General features: G+C 51.4%; 14 protein-coding genes. 9 read left to right on the top strand and 5 right to left on the bottom strand.

What is annotated here, in order from left to right; genetic code table 11:
- The first annotated feature begins 13 nt into the window (after positions 1 to 13).
- From AC0KH7_RS09175 to AC0KH7_RS09185, 3 genes are all read left to right on the top strand, one after another.
- On the top strand, positions 14 to 1,498 hold the full coding sequence (locus AC0KH7_RS09175; RefSeq protein WP_472372753.1) for a leucyl aminopeptidase: 1,485 nt from the start codon (positions 14 to 16) through the stop codon (positions 1,496 to 1,498).
- A gap of 11 nt (positions 1,499 to 1,509) precedes the next feature.
- On the top strand, positions 1,510 to 1,944 hold the full coding sequence (locus AC0KH7_RS09180) for a DNA polymerase III subunit chi (protein ID WP_472372755.1): 435 nt from the start codon (positions 1,510 to 1,512) through the stop codon (positions 1,942 to 1,944).
- Between the two features lie 67 nt (positions 1,945 to 2,011).
- On the top strand, positions 2,012 to 2,932 hold the full coding sequence (locus AC0KH7_RS09185; RefSeq protein WP_472372756.1) for a M14 family zinc carboxypeptidase: 921 nt from the start codon (positions 2,012 to 2,014) through the stop codon (positions 2,930 to 2,932).
- A gap of 46 nt (positions 2,933 to 2,978) precedes the next feature.
- On the opposite strand, the gene AC0KH7_RS09190 is transcribed toward AC0KH7_RS09185, so the two are convergent.
- Genes AC0KH7_RS09190 through uvrB form a run of 3 tightly spaced genes read right to left on the bottom strand, consistent with a single transcriptional unit; the run spans position 2,979 to position 7,077 of the window.
- The gene (locus tag AC0KH7_RS09190; protein ID WP_472372758.1) at positions 2,979 to 4,133 is read right to left on the bottom strand and encodes a L,D-transpeptidase family protein; all 1,155 of its coding nucleotides are present in this window, start codon (positions 4,131 to 4,133) and stop codon (positions 2,979 to 2,981) included.
- Complete coding sequence (locus AC0KH7_RS09195) at positions 4,126 to 5,001, bottom strand: L,D-transpeptidase Cds6 family protein (RefSeq protein WP_472372760.1); 876 nt, start codon at positions 4,999 to 5,001, stop codon at positions 4,126 to 4,128. The genes AC0KH7_RS09190 and AC0KH7_RS09195 overlap by 8 nt, the downstream gene beginning before the upstream one ends.
- 39 nt (positions 5,002 to 5,040) lie before the next feature.
- On the bottom strand, positions 5,041 to 7,077 hold the full coding sequence (gene uvrB / locus AC0KH7_RS09200; protein WP_472372762.1) for an excinuclease ABC subunit UvrB: 2,037 nt from the start codon (positions 7,075 to 7,077) through the stop codon (positions 5,041 to 5,043).
- A gap of 299 nt (positions 7,078 to 7,376) precedes the next feature.
- On the opposite strand from uvrB, the gene AC0KH7_RS09205 reads away from it, so the two are divergent.
- Positions 7,377 to 8,561 (top strand): pyridoxal phosphate-dependent aminotransferase, encoded by a 1,185-nt coding sequence (locus AC0KH7_RS09205; protein ID WP_472372764.1) that lies wholly within the window; start codon positions 7,377 to 7,379, stop codon positions 8,559 to 8,561.
- Between the two features lie 122 nt (positions 8,562 to 8,683).
- On the opposite strand, the gene nudE is transcribed toward AC0KH7_RS09205, so the two are convergent.
- On the bottom strand, positions 8,684 to 9,157 hold the full coding sequence (gene nudE / locus AC0KH7_RS09210; RefSeq protein ID WP_472372765.1) for an ADP compounds hydrolase NudE: 474 nt from the start codon (positions 9,155 to 9,157) through the stop codon (positions 8,684 to 8,686).
- 104 nt (positions 9,158 to 9,261) lie between these two features.
- On the opposite strand from nudE, the gene yrfG reads away from it, so the two are divergent.
- Positions 9,262 to 9,945 (top strand): GMP/IMP nucleotidase, encoded by a 684-nt coding sequence (yrfG, locus tag AC0KH7_RS09215; protein ID WP_472372767.1) that lies wholly within the window; start codon positions 9,262 to 9,264, stop codon positions 9,943 to 9,945.
- Here the strand turns inward: yrfG and tmpT are convergent.
- Entirely contained in the window at positions 9,932 to 10,573 is a 642-nt protein-coding gene (gene tmpT / locus AC0KH7_RS09220) for a thiopurine S-methyltransferase (protein WP_472372769.1), read from the bottom strand. The two genes, yrfG and tmpT, sit on opposite strands and share 14 nt — an antisense overlap.
- Positions 10,574 to 10,668: 95 nt before the next feature.
- Between tmpT and AC0KH7_RS09225 the strand changes: the two genes are divergently transcribed.
- From AC0KH7_RS09225 to AC0KH7_RS09240, 4 genes are all read left to right on the top strand, one after another.
- Positions 10,669 to 11,217: a redoxin domain-containing protein gene (locus tag AC0KH7_RS09225; protein WP_472372771.1), complete on the top strand. Its 549-nt coding sequence runs from the start codon at positions 10,669 to 10,671 to the stop codon at positions 11,215 to 11,217.
- A complete protein-coding gene (locus tag AC0KH7_RS09230; protein ID WP_472372773.1) occupies positions 11,202 to 11,891 on the top strand; it encodes a spermidine synthase in 690 nt (229 codons plus the stop codon). The genes AC0KH7_RS09225 and AC0KH7_RS09230 overlap by 16 nt, the downstream gene beginning before the upstream one ends.
- Before the next feature lie 14 nt (positions 11,892 to 11,905).
- On the top strand, positions 11,906 to 13,078 hold the full coding sequence (locus tag AC0KH7_RS09235; protein ID WP_472372775.1) for a PAS domain-containing protein: 1,173 nt from the start codon (positions 11,906 to 11,908) through the stop codon (positions 13,076 to 13,078).
- Between the two features lie 95 nt (positions 13,079 to 13,173).
- On the top strand, positions 13,174 to 15,090 hold the full coding sequence (locus AC0KH7_RS09240) for an ATP-binding cassette domain-containing protein (protein ID WP_472372777.1): 1,917 nt from the start codon (positions 13,174 to 13,176) through the stop codon (positions 15,088 to 15,090).
- The last annotated feature ends 22 nt before the right edge of the window (positions 15,091 to 15,112 follow it).

The following is a 15,112-nucleotide window of genomic DNA, read 5'->3' on the forward strand; positions in this document are numbered from 1 at the left end:
GGAATTCCGCGACATGAAACAAATCCAGTTTAGTCTCTCTTCAAACGCCGATCTGAATGCGTTCGACACCTTGCTTTTACCGGTATTCGACAAAGGGCAAACCAGCGACCTGGGCCGTGAATTTCAGCTGAATGGCCTGACCGAAAGCTTGTTCGAACAAGGAGACTTTCTGGCCAAACCGGGACAAACCCAAATGGTGTTCCAACCGGCAGGCGTCCCCTGCCGCCGCGTGCTGCTGGTCGGATTCGGCGACACCAGTAAACTGACTGTCAAAGCCTATTTGGAAAGCTTAAACGCCGCCGCCAAAGCATTGGATAACTCCGGGGCCCAAGAGGTTCTTAACACCTTGACCGACGTGCAGCCCGCCAAAAATGACCAGGCCTGGTCCATTTATCAGAATGCGCTGGCCTTCCAACGCAGCCTGTACGATTACGAACACGAAAGCCGCAATAAAAAAACACCGAAAGAGCCAAAACTGAACGGCATGACGTTCCCGGCCGAAGCATCGGCAAACAACGTTTCACAATTGGAACAGGCGCAATCTTCCGCCTTGGGAATGGCATTAACACAGGACTTGGCCAATATGCCAAGTAATTTCTGTACGCCAACCTACCTAGCCGAAACCGCACAAAAATTAGGCCAAACGCACGGATTTGACGTCAATATTTTTGACCAGGATGAAATGATTGAAATGGGCATGGGCGCATTTATGGCCGTGGCGCAAGGCGCGCACACGCCACCGAAAATGATTTGCTTGTCTTATCAAGGCGCCGGAGACGAAGCCCCCATTGCCTTGGTCGGCAAAGGCGTGACCTTCGACACCGGCGGGATTTCATTAAAACCCGGCGAATCCATGGATGAAATGAAATACGATATGGGGGGTGCCGCCACGGTACTGGGGGTCTTTGAAGCGTTGGGACGCCTTAAACCGAAACTGAATGTGGTCGCAGTGATCCCGTCCACCGAAAATATGCCGGCCGGCAACGCCATCAAGCCGGGGGATGTGGTCAAATCCCTATCCGGTCAAACCATTGAAATTCTCAATACCGATGCCGAAGGGCGCTTAATTTTATGTGATGCGCTGACCTATGCACAACAAACCTACCAGCCGAAAAAAGTGATCGACATGGCGACTTTGACAGGTGCCTGCATCATTGCGCTTGGCCATGAAATGTCGGCCGTTTTGGGCAACAACCAGCCGCTGGTTGACGACCTGTTGGCCGCCGGACAGAAAACCTACGACCGTTTCTGGCAAATGCCGTTGAGTGACGAATACGACGAACAGTTGCAGTCCAACTTCGCCGACATGGCCAACATCGGCGGACGCCCGGCGGGGACCATTACCGCCGCGCAATTCCTGGCGCGCTACACGAAAGACGTCGAATGGGCGCATTTGGACATTGCAGGCACGGCCTGGGTCAGCGGTAAAAACAAAGGCGCTACCGGCCGTCCGGTTGCAGCCGTAGTTGACTTTTTGATGAACCAAGCCGCTCGTTAAACGGGGATTTTATGTCGGACACACAGGACGTGGTGTTTTATGTACTGAGCAGCGATGGCGACGCAGAACGCGAAGCCTTCATTGCCAAACTCGTTAATAAAATCCACCGTGAAAATCGCTTATGCGACGTTCGTTTCGATGAAGAGCAGGCTCGAACCCGATTCGACCTCCAGCTCTGGCAATACCAACCGCAAGCGTTTATTCCGCACGTCCTCGGTGAGGAATCGGACACCCTTTCCGCCCCCATCCGTTTGTGGACGGAGTCGATTTCCTCGCCCTGCCAGGATGTACTGCTCAATATTCACCCGGTTTTTCCCGAAGCCTTTGAACAATACAGTCGCACCATTGAAGTGTTGGATCAATCCGAGCGATTAATTCAAATGGGGCGTGAACGTTGGAAAACCTATAAAGCCAAAGGCTTCGAACCGGTGATACACAAAATTTAACGCCGTGGCGTCGCCTGAGCTAAAATAGCCCCTTAAGAAAAAATCAAAACGGCGAAAAACGCTCGATATGAAACGCAAACCGCTTGACCATCCTTTTCACCTGACCGCAAACAACCTGTCAAAAGCCATCCATGTCGCTTTTTGGGGCGGTTTGATGATATTTGGCATTCAAGCAACGGCTTCGGCATCCCCCTCCACATCCGCCGTTACCAAATTCTGCAAGGACTTCGCCAATAAGCTGCGCACCGTCGACTACCAAGGGTGTCTAGACTTACATCTAAACCAAAGCATCGAGCATAAAACGGTTGAACAACGTCCTTTAACCTATAAAGAAGTCCTGCCGATTGAAAACCAGCCTCCCAAAGGCCGTATTTTATTTATCGGCGGCATTCATGGCGACGAATACGCAGCCATCAGTGTCAGCTACCTATGGCTGCAAGCGCTGTTAAGCCCGAAAAGCCAAACCGAATACCATTGGCTGTTTCTGCCACTGGCCAACCCGGACGGACTTTTCCGGAGCCCGGCCACCCGCCAGAATGCCGACGGTGTTGACTTAAACCGTAATTTCCCCTCCCCTGACTGGGATGAACTGGCCATTCGAACCTGGAAAAACCACTATCGTATGAATAAGCGTCGTTATCCGGGGCCGACGGCGGGCAGCGAACCGGAAACCCAATGGATGGTGCAATTAATTGAACGCTTCAAGCCCACCGCCATCATTTCAGTGCATGCACCTTATGGATTGTTGGATTACGACGGACCGGAACATGCCCAACCCAATAAAATCGGGCACCTCAAACACCGCGCCCTGGGTACCTACCCTGGTTCCTTGGGGCGTTACGCGGGTGAACACCTTAATATACCGGTTTTAACGCTGGAATTGAAATCGGCCGGACGCATGCCGAATCAAACGGAAATCAATCACATGCTTCAGGATCTGGAAAACTGGGTTGCGGAAAAAATTGAACAAAAAGAGTGGGATCTGTAAGCCCACCCCACTCGATTGAACGGGGTGAAAAGGAAACTGAAAGCGGTTAAGGATTGCTGGACAAGGCGAGGTTTTTCGACACTTTCGGCGCGTTTTTGGATTCCTGTTCGGTTTCAAACACTAATTGCCAACGCCCTTCGGTCTGACGTTGCCAATACTGTTCCACCAACCTGCGTCCATCGTCAACGGGGAAACTGACATAGTACACGCCTTTTTCACCCGGATAAGCATAAACACTCACCTGTGCCCAATCCACGTGATAGTCGTTCTGGCTACGTAACCATTGATTGATTTGCGACAACACCAGTTGCTTACTTTCATCATTGCGTTCAATGAAATTACGTTCAATATTCTGCGCGATAATCACCGGAGTCGATGGCAACAAACCGTATTTAAACACCAGTGTTTCCATCGCCGGATTATTCAACACCACGCACCCCCGGCTCGCCAAAGGAGCTCGACTAAAGGTGTCACGCGGAGTACCGTGTAGCCAAATGCCCGAACCGGTTCGACCTTTTTGCTTATCCCAACTGTTGGGATAGTCCAGTGTCAAAGCCGCCACACCATAGAGTTCCGGTAATTTGGAATCCGGCAACTCTTTCTCGATTCTGTAAATACCGATGGGGGTTTTCATGTCGCCGCGCACTTGTTTGCCAGTGCCTTTTTCACCCAGCGTGACATAATAGTTAACCACTTCCTGATAACCGTTTTCATTTTTACGGTACAGGAACAAACGATGCGCTTCGGAATCGACAATCACTAAGTAAGGTTCATCACTGGTCTTCAAAACGTATTGCGTCAAAAGCGCATCCCAAGTGGTATTTTGATTAACGCCGTCATTTTCCTGCTGCTGCCAACGCACTTTGGCTTCTGACAACAGCGACTCGGCTTCGCGTTGATTGCGTCGCCGCTGTTGCTCGACCCAATCGGCTTTGCCGGCACGGATGGCATACAACTCGGCCTTGACCAATTGAGCCAGTTTGTATTCCGGCATATCCTTGGCCAAGGTTTGAGCTTGGGAAACCGCTTGATCGAACGAAGCCGTTTTCACCGCCACCAAGCCGGACAGCAATGAGTGTTCAGCCTGTAAAGCGCCGTCCTCCGCCGAAACGGACATCGACAATCCGGCAAAACACAACGCCGTCATGGCCCGCTTAAAGCCATATTTCCGCCACTTTTCCCGCACACAGCACTCAGTCATAAAGCACGTTTTCCTGTACGATTTTCCATTGCTCATTTTGCTTCTGCCACACCAGTTTTTTACGGACCCGGTCCTTAAACGTATTCGATTCATAGGCCTGCCAGAAAGTCACTTGAATGGTTTTCGGTGTCAAAGGCACCACCTCGATCTGGTCCAGCTGAATACGAATATAATTCGGGCGAGTCAGACTGCGATCCCGGCTTTTTGCCCAGGCCTGGTGATTATTATAATTATCCGATGCGTAATCCGGGCTGTAATAGCCAAGGTAACGGGACACATCCTGTTCCACCCAGGCCTGACGCCAACTTTCAACACGGTTCGCGACCCGCTTCATATTGTTTTCCACCAGCGCTAACTGCGCTTGTTCCGGTGTTTTCAACTCGGTGCCCGCCGACAAAATCCATTGGCCCTGCGGCAAATCCACTTGGGATTTTTCAAAAACCGACTGATAAGCCTGCTGTGCTTGGTAAGCGTAAATTTGGTTCAGATTCTTTCGAAGTGACGCGATTTTCGGGTCCGCATTCAACGCCGACTCCAGGACTTTTTGCGCCTTACCATACTCATGTTGTTTGATGTACGCGGCGGCCAAATTGTTACTGGCCGCTAAATCCTGCGGATAATCTTTCAAAAGTGCTTGAAGCAACTGAATCGCACCATCCATGTCGCCAGACTGCGATGCTTGAATCGCCTGCTCAAAACGCGCTTGATATGCTTGACTGCCCGAAGTGGTGTCTTCCGCGACAACCGCCGGCGGAAAAACCAACATCCAAGCCCCTAATATCGCCGCTATTAGGCCGCCAAAGCGTCTTTGAAGAGAAGTGCTGTCGTGTTTCATAAATCCTTTTTTGGAAACGAGCGCGTATAACATTCAGATTTCTTTAAAAAATTAAGCGATATTCTTACTATTTTAACGCAAATCGCCGACACCAACCATAGAAGTTTTCAACCCCTTAATGTCGTCTCGCAACTTGGCCGCCAACTCGAAGTCCAAATCCTTGGCCGCCTTATACATTTGTTTCTCTAAACGCTTGATTTCCGATGCCAATTCCGCCGGCGTCATGGACCGGGCTTTCTCGGTTGTATAATCCGCTTCGGCTTCGGCGGCTTTCAGTTTGGCCGCCGAAGCCCCCGCACGCGGCGCGTAAGGTGAGTCTTCCAAAATATCCGCCACTTTCTTATTCAACTTCTGTGGCGTAATACCGTGAGCCTCATTAAATTCAATTTGCTTGGCGCGGCGGCGCTCCGATTCATCGATGGCCCGTTGCATCGAATCGGTGATTTTATCGCCATACAAAATGGCTTTACCCGCCACGTTTCGAGCCGCCCGGCCGATGGTTTGAATCAAAGACCTTTCCGAACGTAAAAAGCCTTCTTTGTCGGCATCGAGAATCGCCACCAGAGATACTTCCGGAATGTCCAACCCTTCCCGCAACAGGTTGATGCCGACCAGTACATCAAATTCGCCCAGTCGTAAATCGCGGATAATTTCAATCCGCTCCACCGTATCGATATCCGAATGCAAATAACGCACCCGCACATTATGCTCTTCCAAATATTCGGTCAGGTTTTCCGCCATGCGTTTGGTCAAGGTCGTCACCAAAACACGTTCCTCTTTATCCACCCGCAAACCGATTTCGCCTAACAAATCGTCCACTTGCGTCAGCGCCGGGCGCACTTCCAAAACCGGATCCAGCAAGCCGGTCGGCCGCACCACTTGTTCGACGATTTTCGATTGATGTTCGGCCTCGTACTTTGCCGGTGTGGCGGATACAAAAATGGTCTGCGGCATAATGCGCTCGAATTCATCAAACCGCATGGGGCGGTTATCCAAGGCCGACGGCAGACGAAAACCGAAGTTGACTAGGTTTTCTTTGCGCGACCGGTCCCCCTTATACATGCCGCCAATTTGCGGAATGGTCACGTGACTTTCGTCAATGAACATCAAGGCGTTTTTCGGCAGGTAATCCAGCAAAGTCGGCGGCGGTTCGCCCGGGCCGCGTCCGGACAAATAACGCGAATAGTTTTCGATACCGGAACAGTAGCCCAATTCCATCATCATTTCGATGTCTAGACGGGTGCGCTCTTCCAGACGCTGAGCCTCCACCAGCTTGTTGGCGTCGCGCAGTTCCTGCAACCGAACCACCAGTTCATCCTTAATCTTTTCAATGGTTTCCAGCACCCGCTCCCGCGGGGTCACGTAATGGGATTTCGGATAAACAGTGATGCGGGTCGGGCGGCTGAGGACTTCACCGGTCAGCGGGTCAAACCAGGCCAACGAATCCACTTCGTCGTCAAACAATTCAATGCGAATGGCATATTCTTCCGCTTCGGCCGGAAAAACATCAATGACATCGCCCCGCACCCGGAAACACCCTCGCCACAACTCCACGTCATTCCGAGTGTATTGCATGCTCGTCAAGCGTTCCAGAATATCGCGCTGCGAAATGGTGTCCCCCAGACGCAACTGCAGAATCATTTTCAAATACAAATCCGGGTCGCCCAACCCGTAAATGGCCGAAACGGTGGCGATCAGCACCACGTCATTGCGCTCCATCAACGCCTTGGTGGCCGACAACCGTAACTGCTCAATCTGTTCGTTGACCGAGGAATCTTTGGCAATGTAGGTATCGGAGGCCGGCACATAGGCTTCCGGCTGATAGTAATCGTAGTAGGAGACGAAATACTCCACCGCATTGTGCGGGAAGAAACTTTTCATCTCGCCATACAACTGCGCGGCCAGCGTTTTATTGTGCGCCAGAATAATGGTTGGCCGTTGAACTTTCGCAATGACATTGGCCATGGTAAACGTCTTTCCGGAGCCGGTCACCCCCAATAGGGTTTGAAAGGCTTCCCCGTCTTCCAGCCCCTCCACCAATTGCGCAATGGCGTTCGGCTGATCGCCAGCCGGTTGGTAAGAGGAAACAATTTCAAATGCTTTGGCCATGGGCTCGTCGAGACTCCGCGTCGGGTTCGTTAAAAAACAAATTGTTGTCGGCCCGAGCAATTCGGTTGCCGATTAAAGAAAATTTACGCCAAAACCGCCCTAAACACTGAATTTTTCACTTAAAAAAAGGCTGAATTGGTTGTAAAATGACCGTAACATTTTACCTGAGTGCCGAGCAGAACAAAACCGAAACCCGTTTGAATCCTAAAATACATTTTAAGAACCAGAGGGAATCGCGATACCATTGAAACATCCGGTTTGTTTGGCACCGTCCACCAACTTGAATGAGATGAAAATTTATGTCACGTCTGTCCAATCGTGTTAATCGAGTCAAACCTTCCCTGACCTTGGTGATTACCGCCAAAGCCGCCGAGCTGAAACGCGCCGGAAAAGACATTATCAGCCTGGGCGCTGGCGAGCCGGATTTTGACACACCGGACCACATCAAAGCCGCCGGGGTTCACGCCATCGAAAACGGCCAGACCCGTTATACCGCCGTGGACGGCACGCCGGAGTTGAAAGACGCCATTATCGCCAAATTCAAACGTGACAATCACCTCACCTTTGCAGCCGACCAAATACTGGTATCGTCCGGTGGGAAACAAAGTTTTTACAATTTGTGCCAAGGCGTTTTGAACGACGGCGATGAAGTGATTATTCCAGCCCCTTACTGGGTCTCTTACCCGGATATGGCCCTATTGGCCGGAGGCGTACCGGTCATCATTGAAGCCGGGATTGAGCAGGGTTTCAAAATTACCCCTCAGGAATTGGAAGCCGCGATTACCCCAAAAACCAAGTTGGTGGTCATTAACAGTCCGTCCAACCCAACCGGTGCGGTTTACACTGCGGAAGAACTCAAGGCGCTGGGCGATGTGCTCGCCAAGCACCCGGACATCCTGATTGCTTCAGACGACATGTATGAACACATTCTGCTCAGCGACACGCCGTTCACCAACATTCTGGAAGTCAGCCCAGAGCTGACCGATCGCACCGTAGTGATGAACGGCGTCTCCAAAGCCTATTCGATGACCGGCTGGCGCATCGGTTACGCCGGCGGCCCGAAAGACATCATCGCAGCCATGCGAAAAGTGCAATCACAAAGCACGTCCAACCCGTGCTCGATTTCCCAGGCCGCATCGGTGGAAGCCCTGAACGGCGACCAAGGTTGCATTCAAACCATGTTGGTGGAATTCAAAAAACGCCACGATTTCGTGGTGGAACGTATCAATCAAATTCCCGGTTTCAAGTGCATTCCGGCCGCTGGGGCTTTCTATGCCTTTATGGACGTCCGCGATGCCATGAAGCAAAAAGGCTTTGACACCGATGCCGATTTTGCGACCGCAATATTGGAAGAGGTCGAAGTCGCGGCGGTTCCCGGTTCGGGCTTTGGTGCCGACGGCCATCTACGCATCTCTTTCGCCACCAGCATGGAGAATTTGGTGAACGCACTGGACCGTATTGACACCTTTATGCAAAAAACCTAGTCCGCGAGCCAAAAGACTTAAACGAAAAACCGCCACACCCTAAAGGGTATAAAGGCCTGGCGGTTTTTTAGTTTCGATAGCATCTTGCGGCCCGACGTTACACCAGCCCTTAAACCACAACCTTAAATCCGATCTAAATGGCGCAATACCAACATCAACGCCGCATAAGCGCGACCTTCTGAAAACTCAGGGTGTTCTAACAGGGCTTTCCAGTCGGAAAGTGGCCAGTGAACCACTTCCAACGGTTCCGGTTCATCCCCTTCCGCCTTTTGAGGGCGCAATTCTTCCGCCAAAACCACATGCGTTTGATGGGTCATATAACCGGCCGCCAAACTAAGGGAGTCCAACAGCGATACCTGTTCGGGGTAAAAGCCGATTTCTTCCTGACTTTCGCGCAGCGCCGCCTGCCGCCAATCTTCACCCGGATCGATTTTCCCTTTCGGGAAACCCAGTTCATAGCGTTCCATTCCGGCGGCATACTCACGAATCAACACTAAGGCATCATCCAAAACCGGTACAATCAAAACAGCCCCATGCGCGGAACTGACCAGGCGCTCAAATTGCACTTGTGTGTCATTCCCATAGAGAATATCCAATCCCTCTACGGTGAAAATCCGCGTGTTAGCCAGTTTTTTTTCGTTAGAATAACGGGCGATTTTTTCGTTTCCATAGCGAGCATCATACGAAAATAGGAGTTAAAATGCGAATTAAACCCACCGCTCAAGGCCCCGCCATCCCCTGGAATGACATCGAGACGGTTTTGCTTGATATGGATGGTACCTTGCTGGATTTACACTTCGACTGGCACTTTTGGATGACCTACGTTCCACAAATGTACGCCGAGCGGAATCAAATTACCGAAGACGAAGCCCAACGCATCATCCGCGAGAAAATCCACTCCCAGCAAGGCACCTTAAACTGGTATTGTCTGGACTATTGGAGCGAACAGCTCGATTTGCCCATTGCCGATCTGAAGCATGAACTCAAACACATGATTCAAGCACACCCGGAAGTCATCACCTTCCTGCAACGCCTGCAAACTTTGGGTAAACACGTCATTATGGTCACCAACGCCCACCGTGACAGCCTGGCCATCAAACTGGAGATGACCGAAATCGGTCATTACTTTGATGAAATGATTTCCGCCCATGATTTCGGTATGCCGAAAGAAGATGGTGCCCTTTGGACGGCCATTCAAAACAAGGTGCATTTCGACCCGAAACACACTTTACTGGTCGACGACAACCTCCACGCGCTGGAATCCGCCAAAAGCTTCGGCATTGCTTATCAACTGGCCGCTGTCCATGTCAGTCCGAAAATGGATAAAATCGACCCGAAAGCCTTTCCTTACTTCGAGAATTTCAACCAAATCATGCCGGATTAAGCGGCATCAATCGATACACCGTTTCGGTGGTGGCCACGCCTTTGCGCTCAAACGTGTCCGAATGCAATACCTCGATTCGGTAACGGTCACCAAACAAATCACGAATTTCACTTTCCGGCACGGAAAACGGCGGTCCGGCTTTCAAAGCCTGATCGTAATCCAATCCAATCAACAACATCGGAACGGCTTTATCCAAAATCGTTTTCATGTGTTCGGCATATCGCACCCGCATTTCCGACGGCAAGGCCACCAGTGCCGCTCGGTCGTAAACGGCTTTAATCGCCTGGCAATCGTCAGCGGATAAATGAAAAAAGTCCCCACAAAACAAAGTCATATCGTCGAGTTCGTAACCACAAAAACGGTCGTGTTGAGCCGACCGCCCCTGCAACCCATTCTCAACCAAAAAATCCGCCAGGGCTTTTTCGCTCAATTCCACACCCAGTACCGGATGCCCGGCGGCATGCAGCCAAACCATATCTTGCGACTTGCCGCACAAAGGCACCAGAACCGCATCGCCACGACACAGCGCAAGCTGTGACCAATAGGTTTCTAACAGTCCATTCACCCCCGGTTGATGAAAACCAATTTCGTCGTTTTCCCATTTTCGATGCCAAAAATCCGCTTTCATGTTTTCTGTGTTTATCCTTTGTTTTGTCCCTGAATTAGGCTAATATGAACGGCGATAATTTTACCCAAATCCGCCACCCAAAACTTGCAAGAACCATGAAAATGTCCAAACCGCCCAACATCGATTCCGAGAACTCAGTGCAACTTGCCTTTTGGCAGCGAAAATGGGTCAAAAACTTACTGTTTGCGTTGTTCCTCGTCATCGTTTACTTCACTCTTCGACCCTACATGCAAGGCGACGTCGTCCAAGGCCCGGCGCCGGCCTTCGACACCGAATCCATTACCGGGCAACCCATTCGATTAGCGGACTACCGCGGCCAGCCCGTCATGGTGCATTTTTGGGCCACCTGGTGCCCGATTTGCCAATTGGAACGCGACAGCATTGAACGGCTCTCCAAAGATTACCCGGTCATCAATATTGCCACCCAATCCATGGATGATGACGGACTCCTGGCCTTTGCAAAAGAACACAATATGAACCCCGATCAAATCGTCAACGACTTTGACGGCCGCCTGATGAAAGCCTTCGGCGCACGTGCCGTACCGGCCTCATTTATTATCGGCCCGAACGGCGACGTTTCTTTTGTCGAAGTCGGCTACACCACGCCTTATGGACTGAGAGCACGCTTATGGTGGCTTCAATAGCGTCCAAACGCCGTCGCAAAAACACCCCCAAAGGGCAAATCATCCACTGTGTCCGAGACGGCTTCGGCTTGATTGAAGTCGTCGACACCCAAGTGGCGCGCAGCCTGTATTTTGGCACGCGTGTCGAACAAAGCCGTCTCTATTTCAACGCCCCCATGACACTCGCATTTGAATATCAAGAAGCCTTGATGGAAACCATTTTGGAACATTCTGCGCCCATTCACCGAATGCTGACACTGGGACTGGGCGGCGGCAGCCTACCCGCGCAAATGCATCACATTTTTCCGAAATGCCAGCAAACCGTGGTCGAACTGCGCCCGGCGGTCATCGATATCGCCTACCGGTATTTTCACCTGCCGGACACGCCGCTCATTAAGACACAAGAAGCGGACGCCTATATGTATGTTTTACAGGAAACCGAAGCCTACGATGTCATTGTCATTGATCTCTATGATGGCGACAGCATGCCGGCGGAGTTCACCGACGACATCTTTTTACTCGCTCTGGAAAAACTCGCTAGGCCTGGTGGATTATTACTGTTCAACCTATGGAAAGGCACCCCCGAAAAAACCCTCCGAGTCATCCGCTATTGGGAAGACATGAGCGATTGCGAGATCACCATGCGTGAAATTCACTCCAGCAATAATCTCATTCTATCGGTAAAACCACGCTAACCCGAGGAGACCTCATGACCGACTCAAACCTCAGCGTCTATTCGAAACAATTCGAGACCCTGTTCAACCGCCATCGAATTGCCTGCTTGGTTTGCCAACCGGATCCCCCTTATGAAGTGGTGCATCACTCAGAAGGCCTACACGCACTGATTGACCTCTCAGACAACCGCCCCATGCAATTGCTCGACTGGGTGCACCCCGACGACCGTAAACGTTACCAACGTGAACTGAATGCCTATGCCGCGCACCAGGAAACCCAAAGCTTCGAACGCCTGCCATTTCGTATTCTCAATCAAAACGGTGAAATTAAATGGATTCGAGAACTGGTCCTGATTGACGAGACTCACGAGCCTAGACAGCTGGTATTAAGCTGGGAAGACATCACGCGACGCCACCTGGAAGAAGCCCAAAGCCGTGAAAACAAACACCAATTCAATTTGGTACTGGATTCGTTAAACGTCGGTTTTTTCGAATTCCTGCTCGGTACCAACACGGTTTTCTACTCCCCGACCTGGAAAAAACAACTCGGCTACGAGCCTTACGAACTCGAAGATAAAATGATGGAATGGGAAAAACGCGTGCCCCCAAAATACGTCACAGCGGTGCATAAAAACCTGGAAAAACACCTTTCCGGCGAGACTGAATGGTACGAAGCCGTCTTCCCCATGCGCCACAAACACGGCCACCAAGTGTGGATTCTCGCCAGGGGCCAAGCCGAACGCGATGCCAACGGCCACCCTTATAAGATCATCGGCACGCATACCGACCTCTCCGCGGTACAGAAACTACCGAAACAGCTTCAGGCACTGGCGGACATCGAGTTTCACCCGGAAACCCTTTACCAGCGAGCCTTTGCCAACGCACCGGTACCGCTGTCCCTGTTCAATCTCAACTCAAACAACGTCGAAATCAACGCTAAAATGATCGAACTCTGCGGCTACCAAAGCCAGGAACTCTCCGGACAGATCTATACCCGGTTTTTCCATCCAGACGACCGCCAAGCCAGCATTGAAGCCATTGAGCGCCATATTCGCAACGCCACCCCGAACCTGGAAGCCGTTGTGCGCCGCGCCTTCCATAAAGACGGCCGACAATTAACCTTGCGCATCACCAGTTTCGTCACCACGCTCGAAAACGATGATCGGGTGCTGTGCTCTTACATCGAAGACATCACCAGCCCGGCATAAAAAGACGGCAACATGGGTGCGAAATCCCCGCCACTGGATTAAAATGCTCCCCTAGTGACACTCAACTCGGCAAATTTGAAGGCGTTAATACATTTATGGCACTGCTTTTCCTACGCGACACGCAACTCAGTTTCGGTACCCAAACACTATTGGACGGCATCGATTTCAAAATCGAACCCAATGAACGAGTCTGTATCGTCGGGCGCAATGGCGAAGGCAAATCCACCTTGCTGAAAGTCATTGAAGGTAGTCTTCAAGCCGACGATGGCAGCCGGATTTTGCAAGACGGCGTCAAAATCGCCAAACTGCAACAAGAAGTCCCCAACGATACTCAAGGCAGTGTTTTCCACATCATCGCACAAGGCCTGGGCAATATCGGTCAATTAATCGAACGGTTTCATCAATTAACCACATCACTGGGCGAAGAAGGCTCCGAAAAAACCTTAGACGAATTGACCCGCACCCAGCAAGCCATTGACGACCAGGATGGTTGGGATTTGAATCAAAAAGTGGAAACCCTGATCTCAAAATTATCCCTACCCGCCGAGGCCGAGTTTTCCGAACTGTCCGGCGGGATGAAGCGCCGAGTCCTGCTGGCGCAAGCCCTGATTCAGGACCCGGACATTCTCTTGCTGGACGAACCGACCAACCACTTGGACATCCCGTCCATTCAGTGGTTGGAAGACTTTTTGAAAAACCTATCCTGCAGTCTGGTATTCATCACCCACGACCGCTCCTTCCTGCAAGCCTTAGCGACGCGCATTGTGGAGCTGGATCGCGGCCACCTGCACAACTGGGAATGCGACTACGCCACCTACTTGCAGCGCAAAGCCGCTCAACTGGAATCCGAAGCCAAATCCAACGCTGAATTCGATAAAAAACTGGCACAGGAAGAAGCCTGGATTCGCCAAGGCATCAAAGCGCGCCGTACCCGCAATGAAGGCCGGGTTCGAGCACTGGAAAAACTGCGCGAAGCCCACAAGACGCGCCGCCAGCAACAAGGCAAAGCCAACCTGCAATACAACCAAGCCAATCACTCCGGTAAACAAGTCATCGAAGTGGACGATATTTCCTTTGCCTGGCCCGACCAAGCCGTCATCGACCATTTCTCCACCATGATTTTACGCGGCGACAAAATCGGTTTTATCGGTGCCAACGGTTGCGGAAAATCCACCTTGCTGAAACTTCTGCTCGGCCAATTGACACCGCAATCCGGCCACATCAAACTCGGCACCAATCTCAAGATTGCTTACTTTGACCAGCACCGCGACCAGCTCGATGAAAATAAAGCCGTTGTGGACAGTGTATTAGAGGAATCGGATTACATTGAAATCAACGGTCAGCGTAAACACATCATGGGCTACCTAGGCGACTTCCTGTTCAGCCCGGAACGCGCCCGTCAACCGGTCAAGGCCTTATCCGGCGGGGAACGCAACCGCCTGCTTTTAGCACGCGTATTCGCCAAACCGTCCAACCTGCTGGTATTGGACGAACCCACCAACGACCTGGACATTGAAACCCTGGAACTCCTGGAAGAATTGCTGCTGGACTACCCCGGCACCGTGCTCATTGTCAGCCACGACCGGGCGTTTTTAAACAGCGTGGTCACCAGTTCCATCGTGTTCGACGCACCGGGCGAGGTGAATGAATACGTTGGCGGTTACGACGACTGGTTGCGCCAGCGACCGGCGCACTACGACGTCCCCGCTCAAAAAACGGACACTCAAACAAAAACCAAAGAATCCACCAGGCCTGGTGAAAACAGCACCAATACCCCCACCAAGAAACCGAAAAAGTTGAGTTATAAAGATCAACGGGAATACGATGCCTTGCCGGAAACCATCGAAACGCTGGAAAGAGAATTAGAAGCATTACAAATGCAAATCAGCGAACCCGAGTTTTATCAAGAAGCCGGGCATGAGGCGGTATTGGAACGTTTGAATGCCTGCGAAGCGGAGTTGGAAAGCGCGTTTGAACGCTGGGAAAGACTGGAAGCCCAGCTGGAAAGTTAAACTCGGCCGATTAAAAAGTCAG

This window comes from Hydrogenovibrio sp., from assembly GCF_965140365.1.
GTDB lineage: Bacteria > Pseudomonadota > Gammaproteobacteria > Thiomicrospirales > Thiomicrospiraceae > Hydrogenovibrio.